Here is a 14,715-nt window from a genome sequence, read left to right on the forward strand (position 1 = left end):
ATGCAACGAAAACAACGCTTGAGCCGCAACACGGCTTACTTTGTCCCCTATACGCTTTGGATTCTACTGTTCGTCATCGCGCCGGTACTGCTATTAATTTACCAGTCATTTTTTAATATCGATGGCCAGTTTACCTTCGCTAATTATCAAACTTACTTCTCATCGAGCACCTACTTGATGATGACGGTCAATTCCGTCTGGTATGCGTTTCTAATTACATTGGCGACCCTTTTGATTAGTTATCCAACGGCGTATCTTTTAAATGAGACCAAGCATCCGCAACTTTGGCTTTTGCTAATCATTATGCCAACTTGGATCAACTTGCTGTTGAAAGCCTATGCATTTATCGGAATCTTTAGTCAAGCCGGCATCGCCAATCAATTTTTAAGCTTTATTGGGATTGGGCCAAAGCAATTGCTATTTACTAATTTCAGTTTTATCTTCGTCGCGGCCTATATTCAAATCCCATTCATGGTCTTGCCAATCTACAATTCCATCAGCGAGCTGAAACCGTCTTACGTCAACGCGAGTCGCGATTTAGGCGCGACTAATTGGCAAACGTTCAGTCGGGTAATTTTTCCACTAACGTTACCTGGCGTTAAGGCTGGGATTCAGGCCGTCTTCATTCCTTCGTTATCACTCTTCATGTTGACCCGTCTAATCGGCGGTAACAAAGTGATCACGTTAGGGACGGCCATTGAAGAACACTTCTTGACCACGATGAATTGGGGCATGGGCTCCACGATTGGGGTCGTCCTAATTGTCGCGATGGTCATTATCATGTGGCTCACTGGTGGTAGTGGCAAACGCCACGCACGAAAGGGGCTGACAAAATGACGCAACGACGATTTAAATGGCGCAACCTGTACCTTTGGTTAGTATTTATCGTGTTATACGCGCCCATCATTTTCTTAGTGGTCTACTCTTTCAGTAAGGGTGACACCATGACTAATTTTCATGGCTTTACTTGGTCACACTATCAAGACTTGTTTGCGGATACCCGTTTAATTGCCATCTTTTTAGACACTTTATTAATTGCTTTACTTTCGTCACTATTAGCAACAGCCGTTGGGACGCTGGGGGCACTCGGAATTAATAATACGACTCGCCCAGTCACCAAAAACACCCTGTTAGCACTGAACAATATCTTGATGGTGTCACCAGACGTCATTATCGGTGCGAGCTTCTTGATCTTCTTCACCGCCTTAAAGATTCCTTTGGGATTCGGTTCCGTTTTACTGAGCCACATTGCTTTTTCGATTCCAATCGTGGTCTTGATGGTTTTACCGAAGATTCAGGAAATGAGTACCAGTTTGCTCGATGCCGCTGCCGATTTAGGCGCGAATAACTGGCAACTTTTGAGCCAAGTCATCGTGCCCTACATCATGCCCGGAATTTTCTCGGGCTTCTTCATGGCACTGACGTACTCACTGGATGATTTCGCTGTCACCTTTTTCGTCACTGGTAATGGTTTTACGACCTTATCCGTTGAAATCTATTCGCGAGCTCGGCAAGGCATCAATTTGGAAATTAACGCCTTATCTGGCCTAATGTTCTTAATGGCGATGGTATTGGTCATCGGCTACTACTTTATTAATCAATATAGTAGTCGGCATCGCTCCAACGTTAGGGGGCGGCGGAAATGAAGAAACTCTTTAGTGTGATCATTGCTCTCTTCGCAGTTTGCGGTCTGTTGGCATTTGGTGCACATCATCTGCAATCTAGTACGGGTAGTACCGGTTCAAAAGTGCTCAATTTATACACTTGGGGAGACTACATTGACCCAAATCTCCTGAAAAAATTCCAAAAGGAGACGGGTTATCACGTTAATGTTGAAACCTTCGACAGTAACGAAGCGATGTTCACCAAAATCAAACAAGGTGGGACCAGCTATGATCTGACCGTGCCAAGTGACTACATGATTGAAAAGATGAAAGAAGCTAAGTTATTGTTACCATTGGATAAATCCAAGTTAACTGGTATGCAAAATTACGATTCCCGTTTCATGAACCTGGCTTTTGACCGTGACAATAAATACTCCGTGCCCTATTTCTGGGGAACGTTGGGCATCATTTATAATGATAAATATGTCAAACCAGGAAGTATTCAACACTGGAATGACCTCTGGGAACAAAAGTACCAGAATAAGATCATGTTGATTGACAGCGCGCGTGATGTGATGGGATTTTCGCTCGCTTCGATGGGGAAATCAATGAACACCACCGATCCAGCAACCCTGTTAGCGGCCGAGAATAAGCTTAATCGGCTGGCACCTAACGTTAAAGCGGTCGTCGCTGACGAAATCAAGATGTATATGATTCAAAACGAAGCGGCCGTGGCGGTTGATTGGTCCGGTGAAGCTTCCGAAATGCTCGATGGCAACTCACACTTGCATTACGTGGTGCCATCAGAAGGCAGTAATCTCTGGTTTGATAATTTAGTCATTCCTAAGACCGCCAAACATTTCAAAGCCATCTACGCATTCTTGAATTTCATGAGTGAGCCTAAAAACGCGGCCCAAAATGCCGAATATATCGGCTACGCGACACCAAATAAAAAGGCGAAAGCATTGTTACCTAAAGCCATTCGCAATGATCGGCAGTTCTATCCTGATAATCAGACGATCAAACATTTACAAATCTATCAGAACTTATCACCAGAAAAAGTCGGTCTTTATAATGACCGTTATTTGGAATTTAAGATGCATCATTAGTCCGACAAAAAGTGGCCGAGAAATTGATTCTCGACCACTTTTTTGACTCAACAGCTAAAATTGTTGGCCTGCGCTATCACGTTAATAACCAGAAAATACAAATAGTCGATCACTGTCACTTCCGGTTGTTACTGATAACATGCGGACGAGGGAACGGTTCAAGCCTTAGGGACGTCTTGAACCTCGTCCGGAGACTTTGCCAAAACCGCAAATTCCCCGGACCGTCCGTGGTGTAAGACCGGCAAAAACACGCCGGTCAAACGTCACCTACACGTCCGATGCTATCAGCAACAACCTCCAGCCAATCAGTGGTTCCAGGGGATAAATCCATTATTATGTTTAGCGGAGGCAGTCGAAATCGGTGGGCGGTGTCGGCAAGATTAGTCGGCGTTGTTGGCTGACTAATCCTGCGGGGCACTTCAAAGACGTGGTTTTCCGGCTTTAAAGTTAGGCGTCAGACCGTACCTTGGCTGGCGCCGTCCCCCACAGCACACCGGTTTTGACTGACGGAGCGTTAAATTTAGGTGAATCCTACTTTAGACGTAAAGGTCACTGGTGCTACATCTCGATGCTTTCAACCTTTAACTCACTGATCCGTTGAAAGACACAGTATTGACCGTTACACCCGACAATTCATGGTTCAATCCAAGCTTCACATGGTAAACTAAACGTAAGCATCACTTTGGAGGGTTTAAAATGAAATCTTTTCGGCGCGGCTTAGGATTAGCAATTGTCTTATTTATTTGGGTCATCATCTTATTTTTTGTAGCAGCCTGGTTGGTACATCTCAAGTTAGTACCAGTCAAATGGGCTGGCATTTTGCAAGACGCGGTCGTCTTGTTGGGTGTTTTAGGCTTTAATCGTTTATTCGCCCACGTCCCCATTCAATGGTGGTCAGGCAAACGATTCGGGAGTCAGCTCCGTACCACTTTTCCGGCATTACTTTTAGTTGGGCTACTCGTCTCCGTTAACCTAGGAAAGTTACTCAAACTACCTTTTAGCGGTCTCGTGCTCCTGTATGCCGCTTACGTCTTATTAATTGGGATTACCGAAGAAGTCGTTTTTCGCGGTGTTCTTTTGCCCATCGTTGCCCGGTCATTTCACGGTAAACCACTTGTCAGTATTCTGATTAGTAGTGCTTTTTTCGGTGGCTTGCATCTCATCAACAGTTCTCATATTTCGTTGACCTATGTGCTACCACAGATTCTGTTTGCGATGTTAATGGGGACACTATTTGCTGGAATTTACGTGCGGACGCATAACTTGATACTACCAATCGTCCTGCATAGCCTGACAGACCTCTCTGTCATCGTCCAATTGGTGCAACATCCGACTAGTTCCAGCAATTTAGATATGCCGGCGCAAACGTCACTGATGGTCGCCGGATTCTACGGTGTTTTGCTAATCCTAGCAATTATCTGGGTTGCCCGACAAACCAAAAACGAAACCATTAAAACTGAAATTTAAACCAAAATCATGAACGAACTAATTAGTGTTAGCATAGAACAGCCAACCAAAGCGAAAAATGTCACTTAATCATATTCTAAAAATGCCCTGCGATTACTTAAACCATAAGTAATTGCAGGGCATTTCAGTTATAACGATGTGATAATCACAAACTTAAGCACTGACACAACAATCAATGCCAGGGTTAGTACTAAACTCCAACGACTTAGTGGCTGATGGTCACGGGTATCTTCAAATATCAGAAACTGACCATTTAAAATCAGCAGCGACACAAAGGCTAAACTCGCAAGTAACCAGAGCTGACTAAAAAGTAAGCTCACAATCAGTAACACCACATTTAGCGTCACAAAACCGATTTTCAACCGTGTCACCGGATAACGAATCTCAGAACTTTTCATTTTAAAGCCTCCCCAAAAGCCTCAAAACTGGTACAACTTAATGATATAAATCAAAACGTCCCTTGCTAAACATCGTGCTTAAATGCGCGCTTTCCACTAGCGACCGATCCGTAATCACCTTTTTCAATACAGACGCTGGGTAACCATGGACCGGCTTATTACTACTGAAAATTTCACCAATCCCATCACGGTCACTTAATGACGCCACCGTCCCACTAGAATGATAAACAAAGGACTCCGTCAGCTGTTCATGCCGCAGTGCGCTGATGTTTTTAGCCGCTTGCTCGCCACAAGCCAGGGCAATTTGGGCAGTCGTTGGATAAGGTCGCTTGCTGGCAGGATCCATCACGGCAGCCACATCTCCAATAATAAAGACTTCTGGATGATCTTTTAAGGACAAGTCTGGTTCAACCACGACCCGGTTTCGGCGCTGATCAAAGCCCGAATCCGCAATAACTTGTGAACCACTGACCCCGACCGTCCAAATAATTGTATTCGCTGCAAACTCATGAGTTTGATCATCACCATCTTTGTAAACGACAGCCCCTGGTTTAATTTCAGCAATAATCGACCCAAGCATCATCTCTACTTGATGTTTTGCCATAAAATTCAAGGCATAGTCACGCAAATCTTGTGTAAACATTGGCAGAATTGATGGCATCCGTTCTAAACAGACTAATTTAATCGCCGGGGTACCATATTTTGCTTGGAGTTTTGGTAACGATTGGGTTAATTCACCTAAAAGTTCGATCCCAGTAAAGCCCGCGCCACAGACCGCAATCTTTAAATCATTATGGTCTTTGGTTTCAGCGTAACCTTTAATGGTTTCCTCGATATGCGCATAGACCGCCTGCGAACTCGCCAAGTCATCCATCGCCAGTGCATTAGTATCCGCACCAGGGACGCCAAAGGTTTCCGATTGAAACCCAAGCGCCAAGACTAAATAGTCGTAATTTAAGTCGGCGTGGTCAGCCAAGTTGATCACTTTTTGATCAACGTCGACATGTGTGACCGCCGCTTGCACGAACTGCACGTCTTTACCGATCACCGTGCGAATATCATAAGTAATTCGCTCGGGGTCAATTGTCCCGGCCGCTACTTCATGCAAGTTCGTTTTCTCAGTATGTTGCGCTGTTTTATCAACCAAAATTAACTCGTCGCCACTTGGTAACGATTTCTGTAAAAATTTAATGGCTCGCATTCCTGCATAGCCACCACCCAATACTACTGTTGTTGCCATATTAGTTAATCCCCTTTGTTAAACCTAAGTCTAATTAAAAATCGAAGCTATCACCCATTTTATCAAATCAGTTCGTCTCATACTAGCCTGAACTGTACAATAGATAACTTCTCAGTTATCACCATGGTACACTGCCAGCCTGAAAAAATCAGCTATTGTGGTATGTTAATTCCGTCAATTGGCTTTCTAAATTAAAATGACCGCATTACTAAATAAAAAAACACCCTCACAGGTGTCTTTTTGAAAGTTTAGTTATTAATTGGCGCCCGCCGCGTCAAGCGTTGCACGTCACGCACAATCATTAATTCTTCGTTCGTTGGCACAACCATGACCGTTACCGGTTCATTCGGTTGGCTGATGACTTGTTCAACGCCATGGCAGTTATTCTTTTCTTCATCAATCGTGATGCCAAAGTAACTTAATTGATTGAGAATTCGTGACCGCATGGCGACGGAATTTTCACCAACACCCGCGGTAAAGACTAAGGCGTCCAGCCCGTTCATTTCAGCAATGTAACTTCCGACATATTTCACAACTCGGTTTGCAAAAATCTGTAGTGCCAATTCTGCACGGTGGTTGTGATCCTCGTTGGCCGCTTTGTCTAAGTCCCGCATATCGGGTGATACGCCAGAGATACCTAACAACCCAGACTTATTGTTCAAAATATCAATAAAGTCTTGGACATCTGAAATTCCCAAGTGACGCATCAAGAATGGAATCATCGACGCATCCATGTCCCCGGAGCGCGTACTCATGGTAATCCCCGCTAATGGTGTGAAGCCCATTGACGTATCAATGGCTTTCCCGTGATCAAAGGCGGTAATTGACGCACCCGAGCCTAAATGCAACGTAATTAGCTTTAAGTCAGCCAATGGTTTGCCTAATAGTTCAGCCGTACGTTGGGCCACATAACGATGACTGGTCCCATGAGCGCCGTATTTACGGGCGCCAAATTGCTTGTAGTAGTCGTAAGGAATACTGTAAAGATAGTTTACTTCAGGCATTTTCGCATACAGTGACGTATCGAAAACGGCAACCTGAATTGCTTTTGGTAATAATTGCTGGAACACTTCAATATAATAAGCTTGCGTTGGGTTATGTAACGGCGCATATTCAGATAAGTCTTTAATTTGCTTCAGCGTCGTTGGGGTAATAACCACTGAATCTTGAAAGTCTTCCCCACCAGCCACGATTCGATGACCGATGCCAGTAATTTCAGTCAAATGAGCGACGATACCGTCACTCTTCAACCGGGTCAGAACCATCGCGGCCGCTTCTTGCGCGTTAATTTCGTCATGAGTTTCTGAATACTTCTCGCCATTGGCCTTCTTTAAAACAAACACAGAGTTTGATAAGCCTAAACGGTCAACCATCCCTGAGGCGATCACCGTTTCTTCTGGTAAACTGAATAGCTTCCATTTTAAAGTTGAGCTACCAGCGTTAATTGCTAATACTTTTGACATTATGTTCATTTCCTCCATCCATCATCAAGTGTGCATACTCTCAGTGTAACTAATATTGAATGCGCTTTCAAGACTGCTGTGAAAAAGACCGCAAATTGTGTGAAAATCAACTTAATTTAGATCACTTTCAACGAAACATTAAGGCATATCATGCGTTTAATTGTCCCTGATTAAGCTATAATTAAAATAATGAAAGCGAGGTGCTCATCATGAAAAAATCATTTACTTGGACGCTTAGTAATTTATTTGCCACATTATTACTCGTCTTAGGGGTTGGCTTACTATTGGTAGCCCTCCTGATGAGTTTTGGCACCCGCATCGGTATTGAAGGCGCCGTTACCGCACTAGTATTGCTGTTGGTTGGCCTAATCTTTATGCATCCGGTGCCCCTCAAAGTTTTAGCACCCATGATTGGCATCATTAGCTTGAGTGCTGGTTATGCCACCTACTTTAGCTCACAGCATTCTTGGTTAGCCAGTATTTTGGCTATTCTCATTACTGCTGGCATCGTCAGTTACGGTTTTAGCTTACGACGCACGTTGAAACGGCGACACAGTCAATGGTACTAACACTCACTTGAAGTCATTCGTGAATGCGAATGACTTTTTTACTGTGATCAATCTTGGGATAATTACGCCAAAATGAGTTAATTCAGACTTTCGGCAGACAAAGCCGAACGTCTGTTTTATAATAAAACCTAATTATGTTCAGAAAGGAATTTGGTATGCCAACTAAAATCGGAATCCGACAGCTCGTTGAATTCGTCCTGCGCAAGGGCGATCTCAACGAAGTCAAAAACAGTCAAAATACGGCTTTAGCGGGCACCAAAATCCATCGTCAGCTCCAAAGTACCCGCTCGGAAGCATATCAGAGCGAGGTCTACTTAAAAACCACGGTCACGATGAACGGGACTGACTATCTCATTTCTGGTCGAGCAGATGGCGTTCAAACAACCACTGATGGCATTCTCATTGAAGAAATCAAAACCTCGGATCAAGCTTTCGATGACCTCACTGATAATACCCGCGACCTTTATTGGGGACAAGTTCAAGTGTACGGCTATTTAATCTTGCAAGATCATCCAGAGCTTGATGAGGTCACGCTACAACTGACTTACTTCCAAGTAATTAATAAAAAAATCACCAAAACGCAACGCGTGCTCTCACGCCCTGAACTTGAGACCTTCTTCAAGAACTTAATTACCGAGTATGAGTACTGGCTAACGCTACGTGCTGATCTGAGACAACAGCGAAATGCTTCAATCGCGGACTTACCATTTCCATTTCCGAGTTATCGGACCGGACAACATGAACTAGCCGCCGCTGTTTATAAGACGATTCATTTTCAAAAACGCCTCTTCGTTGAAGCCCCAACCGGGACCGGTAAAACAATCTCGACTTTATTTCCAGCAATCAAAGCCATGGGTGAAGATGAAATTGAACGTATTTTTTATTTAACTGCCAAACAGAGTACACGACATGTCGCCGAAGAAGCCCTCACCCTGATGAGTCACGATGGCTTACAGTTAAAAAGTATTACTTTGACAGCCAAGGACCAGATTCGTTTTCCTGAAGAACAGGACGTGCCACCTGAAGAAAATCCATTCATGGTTGGCTACTACGATCGATTAAAACCCGGACTGAAAGACATTCTAACTCATGAAACTCAGTTGACGCGACCGATCATTGAAAAGTACGCTCGTGAACATACGCTTGATCCATTCGAGTTCTCACTAGATATCTCGCTCTTTTGTGATGTCATTATTTGCGACTACAATTATTTATTCGACCCGCTCGTTTATTTACAACGCTTCTTTAGTGAAGAAGACTTGGATAACTTTTTTCTAGTCGACGAAGTTCATAATTTAGTCAGCCGTGCCCGATCGATGTATTCCGCTGAGATTAGTGACGCGCCAATTGCGCATTTGTTAAAACTGGCGAAGCCGGATAAATCACAACCTAGCGACGACCTACAACGGGAACTCAGGAAAGTTCGCCGTAGTTTTGGTCGTATCAGTCAAGCTTTAATTGACGATGATGTAACCGAACAGCTCTCAATTGATCCGCCTGACAAATTAAGTCGCACTTTGCGCAACTTTAACGATTTCATCAGTGATTGGTTACAAAAACAACAACCGTCCGAACTACTTGATGCTGTCCGCGACTACTTTTTTGACTGTCTGACTTTCGTCAAGATCAGTGACATGTATGATGGTAGCTATCAAACGCGGACCGTACAGGAAGGTCACCACGTTACCGTCAAAGAACTCTGTCTCGATCCCAGTGACTTTTTAAACCGTTCCTTAAAGCTTGGCGCCGGCGCAGTGCTTTTTTCAGCCACACTGTCACCAATGGGGTATTACCAACGCGTTTTAGGCGGTGAAGCCAACAGCTTGGCCTATCAGTTGCCGTCACCATTTCCGCCAAAACATCAGGCGATTTTAGTCACGCAATACATCCAAACGACTTATCACGAGCGGCCACATAGTGAGGCGGCCATTGTCGCCAGTCTCAAAACGTTAGTGACTGCTAAAACCGGCAATTATTTATTTTTCTTTCCATCATATGGCTATTTGACCCAGATTAAGGCCGCCTTTGAACTCGCAAATCCGGACATCCAGACCACAACGCAGGTTAACGCCATGACTGGTAGCGAACGCCAAGCCTTCTTAGACCAGTTTCAAGCCAATCCCGAAAAGACCTTGGTCGGCTTTTGTGTCTTAGGTGGGATCTTTTCAGAAGGAATCGACTTACGTGGTGACCGCTTAATCGGCGTCGCCATCGTGAGCGTGGGCTTGCCTGGAATTAATCCTGAAACCAACTTGATTCGTGATTATTACGATCATGATAATGGTCAAGGTTTTGCCTATGCTTATCAACTGCCTGGCATGAATAACGTTTTACAAGCCGCTGGACGTTTAATTCGCAGTAGTCATGATACTGGGATTATTTTATTACTGGATCAGCGCTTCGCTAGTCAGCGTTACACTGACTTATTTCCACCACACTGGCGGTATTTCCAATCAATTTACTCGGTACCACAATTACAAGCAACAATTGCCAATTTCTGGCAACAAATGGAGGCAACAGACCATGAAGACTAAACTCACACGACAACTTGAAAGCACTCTTTACCAATATTGTTTGGAACAAGGGGCGTACGTCGTCGAAGAAGTTTCGATGCCAGCGGACAAAGGTATCGTGGACACCTTGAGTTACCAACAATTGCCGGATGGTTCACTGGAGTGGCGTTGTTACGAGTTAAAAGTAACAAAATCAGACTTTCATTCTAAAGCTAAACTTTCCTTCATTGGAAACTATAATTATTTCGTTTTACCACAGGCTTTATATGAAGAAGTTGCCGATGAAATTCCCAGCCATATCGGGGTCTTAATTTATCGAGCCTTTGACCAACGCGCACTCGACTTAGCCAATCAACCGTTGCGTGCCCCAGGATTCTTGACCGTCGCCAAGAAGGCCCAACACCAAGACTTACAAGTTGAAGAAGGCCCTCTCATCAGCCACTTTATTGCTTCCCTTTTCCGTGAAGTCGACAAAGCCAAACGCGTTAAAAAGGGACTACAGCTGTATTCAGAAGATCAATTATATAAAGAGTTACGAAAACGCGCACGCGGTGGCTACAACGTTTACGATCCGGATAAAAATTTATACGACCGCTTTCTTGCCGACGGTCAAAACGATGCGATTACCGCACTCCAAGAAGAGTTAGACGCGCGTAATGCCGCCTATCAGGCCTTGCAATTAAAATACCAAGCATTGACACAACCAGATCTGAGGGAACAGCTATGACTTATTACCCTTATTTCCGTGGCCGCATGTACGATTTATTAGCCTTAAAGGCTTTAGCTGAGCAAGAACAATTAGGGTCAAAAATCATTCCAATTATTGAACCAGTTCGTGATTCAAAAGAATTGCAACAAACAGTCCAAACCCTGATTGACAAGCAACAACCTTTTAGTGTGATTGCGAATCCCCAAGTCAGTGTCTATGGCTTAAATAACACTAAGTTGTACCCATTACCACCAACTGATAATTTGCCCTTTTACCACCCGAGCGCAATATTAGCAGCCGACTTTAGCTCGGCGTTTCTAAGCAGTCCTAATCAAACCAGCCTGTTAATTGCTGACAACGTTCCGTTGCTTAAAGCTTACCGACACACACGACTCCTGCAGCATGTTGGTGGGATTTTGGTTCCTAACGATGCCCGACTCCAACAACTAGCCGGTGACCGAGCTATTTTACTAACAGATCCACTGACTTTTCGCTCCCACGTCGTCGATTATGCTGAACTAACTGATGAGTTTTTCACAGCAGCGAATTGGGCCACACCACCTTTTGGCACCCAAGGCTACGGCGATTATTCGATGGTCGGCAGTATTTATTTTGACAAAGGCATGCCCTCACGCGCCATTGCGCTACACGTGATTTATGCCACGACCACTGGACAACTGCGCATTCATCACTTTGTTTCCGATAGTAACGAAAGTATGCGTGGACAAAAGCAAAAGTTTTTCGAAGCCCTCCACAAATTAACCACTTGGGCGCCAACTCATCTGCGTGGTTTGAATCGCACACCGGCCTTGTTAGAATTACTCGCTTATGAAACTGGCGATAAATTTCCAGGACTTGGTACCGTCAAAAAGCTGTCATTGATGCATCACTTACAACTCATACACCGACTACTGACCTTGAACGACTAGTGCTATACTTAAAGCCATTACAGGAGGCGACTGATTATGCCCAAAAAAGAATCTGCCTGGAAAACCATGATTCACTATTATAGAGATGAACATCAAGCTATTCATGCGCCCATGGTCTACGGCGACCTCTGGGTACAAACTAAGTCGCGACAACGCTTTATCTTCGGTTTAACTGCCGAAACACAAGCTGCACTCGGGGCCATCACCAAAATCGACTATCCAGCAGTTAAGGCCCATTTTAATGCTGGTGAAACGCTACTGACGATTACTGGCTCGAAGGTCACCAAATCATTAACGACACCATTCAACATTACTGTTCAGCAGATCAATTCAGACTTCACTGACCAACCAGGCCGAATGACTGACAATGCCGCCAAAGATAACTGGCTCATCAAAGTGAAAGCTGACTAGTTGATCTTTTATTAATTACTAAAAGTAAGCTAAGTTTATTTATTAGAACCTGATTTCAGGGCCTTTTTTCAATCGGCCTAGGTGTTCCACTTAAATTCTGTCATCACAACTAACCTCGTGTTCCGGAAAACTAATGCCGGTAACTCGGGGTTAGTTTTATTTTGATGAACATTAAAGCACGCTATAATTGCCCGCATAACGTAATTGGTAACGTTTTCTACCGCAAAAACGTTTCTGTTTATTTATTTGAAAATATTACAAAAGATTACAAAAATCCGCTTATATTACAAACTAACGATCATTTCGTAAAACAACTGCTATTCGTTTGTTACAATCAACGGCTATACTATTGCTTAGTTAAGGTGCTTGGAAATGAACTTTGGGACCAAGCGATTCGGACTAAAAATAGGGAGTGTACATTACTTATGAAAATGAAGAACGTTTTATTATCTACTGCTGCAGCCGCTTCTAGTCTTTTTGCTATCGGTGCTACTGCTCATGCCGCTACGGTGACTGTTAAAGCTGGGGACACAGTTTCAGCGATTGCTAAACAAAACAACACCACGGTTTCAGCCATCGAAAAGGCTAACCAATTAAACAATGTTAACTTGATCTTTGTTGGTCAACAACTTGAAGTTAATGGGACGGCTAACTCAGCCACGACCACAACTCAAACCAACACTACTCAATCAAGCCAAACCACGCAAAGCGCACCAGTTGCACAAACGCAATCACAAGCTTCAACGTCTACTTCTAACTATAGTAACAATGGTTCAGATAGTGACGCCAAAGCTTGGATCGCCAACAAAGAATCTGGTGGCTCATACAGCGCAACCAATGGTCAATACATTGGTAAGTATCAATTAAGTGCTTCATACCTTGGCGGCGACTACTCAGCTGCTAACCAAGAACGAGTTGCTGACAGCTACGTTGCTTCACGTTACGGTTCATGGTCAAATGCTAAAGCACATTGGTTAGCAAATAACTGGTACTAAACTTTAAATACGACTTATTTCAAGCAACTTGCAAAATCGCAAGTTGCTTTTTTATTACCTAATTATTAAAAATGACGGACTATAACTTAAAGTTAATGTGTTTAACGACTTTTTGTTTACCTGTTCAACCATTATTTTAGATCAAAATATCATTATTTTGATTAACTTTTAACCACTTACTTTCGATGCCTAGCTGTAGTCATTCACTCAAATTCACGGCTTTATCACGTTTTACCCTAAAAATAGTCACCAAATATTACAAATCATTACAAAAATCGCCTTATATTACAATATTGGGGTAAAACCGTAACCTCCTGTTTATTGTGTTGCAACACTGGCTCGGTATACTAGTCATTGTCAATTAGTTACGGCGACATTAGTTGCTGCTAACTTAAGAATCGTAAAAATTTAATGTAATTAAACTGAACACCCAATTATAGGAGAGTGCATACACAATATGAAAATCAAAAATCTTGTCTTATCATCTGCTGCAGCCTTAGCTTTATTCGCTGCTACTACAACTGCTGCTGACGCTGCTACCGTTACTGTTAAAGCTGGCGACACCGTTGCTGAAATTGCTAACACTTATAACACATCTGTTAACGCGATTCGCGATGCGAACAACTTATCAAACGTTAACTTGATTTTCGTTGGTGACCAACTTGAAATTGGTGGTAACACTGCTGTTGCTTCAACACCAGTTGTTAGTGCCCCAGTTGCAACCACAACTCAAGCAACAACGACTACGACGACTAACGTTGCTCCTAAGACAACGACTCCTGCTGCTACGACACAATCAGCTAACACTAGCTCAGTTTCCGCTGCACCTAAAGCAACAGTTACCAGCTCAAGCAACAATAATGCTGCCGCTGCTAGCTCATCATACGTTGCACCAAAACAAACTCAAACAACTACTGTTGCTGCTAAACCAGCTACAACTACTGTAACTTACACTAGCAATAACAGCTCAAGCGAAAATGATGCTAAAGCTTGGATTGCCGGCCGCGAATCTGGTGGTTCATACACTGTTACCAACGGTCAATACATTGGTAAATATCAATTAAGTTCTTCATACCTTAACGGTGATTACTCAGCCGCTAACCAAGAACGTGTTGCTGACAACTACGTTACTTCTCGTTATGGTTCATGGTCTGCAGCTAAAGCACATTCACAAGCTACTGGCTGGTACTAAAATAAATAGTTATCCCTTGAAAGCATCGCTTAGGCGGTGCTTTTTTCTACGTCTTGTCAATAGGAATGTTGTTGAATAAACGATTCATGATAAAAATATAGGGCATTGGTTCGGTG

At 43.5% G+C, this 14,715-nt stretch carries 14 protein-coding genes; 11 read left to right on the top strand and 3 right to left on the bottom strand.

The annotated features are described in order from the left end of the window. From FFM64_RS10265 to FFM64_RS10280, 4 genes are all read left to right on the top strand, one after another. Positions 1–837, top strand: coding sequence for an ABC transporter permease (locus FFM64_RS10265; protein WP_137607934.1), 837 nt, complete (start codon positions 1–3; stop codon positions 835–837). Beyond that, positions 834–1,646, top strand: a complete 813-nt coding sequence (locus FFM64_RS10270; protein WP_137607935.1) for an ABC transporter permease — start codon at positions 834–836, stop codon at positions 1,644–1,646. Before FFM64_RS10265 ends, FFM64_RS10270 begins: the two co-directional genes overlap by 4 nt. Next, positions 1,643–2,713, top strand: coding sequence for an ABC transporter substrate-binding protein (locus FFM64_RS10275; protein ID WP_137607936.1), 1,071 nt, complete (start codon positions 1,643–1,645; stop codon positions 2,711–2,713). Before FFM64_RS10270 ends, FFM64_RS10275 begins: the two co-directional genes overlap by 4 nt. A 696-nt stretch (positions 2,714–3,409) precedes the next feature. Beyond that, positions 3,410–4,180 (top strand): CPBP family intramembrane glutamic endopeptidase, encoded by a 771-nt coding sequence (locus tag FFM64_RS10280; protein WP_137607937.1) that lies wholly within the window; start codon positions 3,410–3,412, stop codon positions 4,178–4,180. A gap of 128 nt (positions 4,181–4,308) precedes the next feature. On the opposite strand, the gene FFM64_RS10285 is transcribed toward FFM64_RS10280, so the two are convergent. From FFM64_RS10285 to FFM64_RS10295, 3 genes are all read right to left on the bottom strand, one after another. Then, entirely contained in the window at positions 4,309–4,578 is a 270-nt protein-coding gene (locus FFM64_RS10285) for a hypothetical protein (RefSeq protein ID WP_137607938.1), read from the bottom strand. Between the two features lie 37 nt (positions 4,579–4,615). After that, on the bottom strand, positions 4,616–5,818 hold the full coding sequence (locus FFM64_RS10290) for an NAD(P)/FAD-dependent oxidoreductase (RefSeq protein ID WP_137607939.1): 1,203 nt from the start codon (positions 5,816–5,818) through the stop codon (positions 4,616–4,618). A 248-nt stretch (positions 5,819–6,066) separates the two neighbouring features. Next, a complete protein-coding gene (locus FFM64_RS10295; protein WP_137607940.1) occupies positions 6,067–7,281 on the bottom strand; it encodes an acetate/propionate family kinase in 1,215 nt (404 codons plus the stop codon). Positions 7,282–7,490: 209 nt separating this feature from the next. Here FFM64_RS10295 and FFM64_RS10300 point away from each other — a divergent pair, with 209 nt between their 5' ends. The 7 genes from FFM64_RS10300 to apf (FFM64_RS10330) all read left to right on the top strand — a co-directional run bounded on the left by FFM64_RS10300 (position 7,491) and on the right by apf (FFM64_RS10330) (position 14,599). Beyond that, the gene (locus FFM64_RS10300) at positions 7,491–7,850 is read left to right on the top strand and encodes a hypothetical protein (protein WP_137607941.1); all 360 of its coding nucleotides are present in this window, start codon (positions 7,491–7,493) and stop codon (positions 7,848–7,850) included. A gap of 155 nt (positions 7,851–8,005) precedes the next feature. Next, complete coding sequence (locus FFM64_RS10305) at positions 8,006–10,384, top strand: ATP-dependent DNA helicase (RefSeq protein WP_137607942.1); 2,379 nt, start codon at positions 8,006–8,008, stop codon at positions 10,382–10,384. Continuing rightward, positions 10,374–11,090 (top strand): hypothetical protein, encoded by a 717-nt coding sequence (locus FFM64_RS10310; RefSeq protein WP_137607943.1) that lies wholly within the window; start codon positions 10,374–10,376, stop codon positions 11,088–11,090. The genes FFM64_RS10305 and FFM64_RS10310 overlap by 11 nt, the downstream gene beginning before the upstream one ends. After that, entirely contained in the window at positions 11,087–12,001 is a 915-nt protein-coding gene (locus FFM64_RS10315) for a sce7725 family protein (protein WP_137607944.1), read from the top strand. Before FFM64_RS10310 ends, FFM64_RS10315 begins: the two co-directional genes overlap by 4 nt. A gap of 36 nt (positions 12,002–12,037) precedes the next feature. After that, positions 12,038–12,412, top strand: a complete 375-nt coding sequence (locus tag FFM64_RS10320; RefSeq protein WP_137607945.1) for a biotin/lipoyl attachment domain-containing protein — start codon at positions 12,038–12,040, stop codon at positions 12,410–12,412. Positions 12,413–12,837: 425 nt separating this feature from the next. Continuing rightward, positions 12,838–13,407 (top strand): aggregation-promoting factor, encoded by a 570-nt coding sequence (gene apf, locus FFM64_RS10325; RefSeq protein ID WP_137607946.1) that lies wholly within the window; start codon positions 12,838–12,840, stop codon positions 13,405–13,407. Between the two features lie 457 nt (positions 13,408–13,864). After that, a complete protein-coding gene (apf, locus tag FFM64_RS10330; protein ID WP_137607947.1) occupies positions 13,865–14,599 on the top strand; it encodes an aggregation-promoting factor in 735 nt (244 codons plus the stop codon). Positions 14,600–14,715: the final 116 nt, after the last annotated feature.

Source organism: Lactiplantibacillus daoliensis (assembly GCF_005405005.1).
Taxonomy (GTDB): domain Bacteria; phylum Bacillota; class Bacilli; order Lactobacillales; family Lactobacillaceae; genus Lactiplantibacillus; species Lactiplantibacillus daoliensis.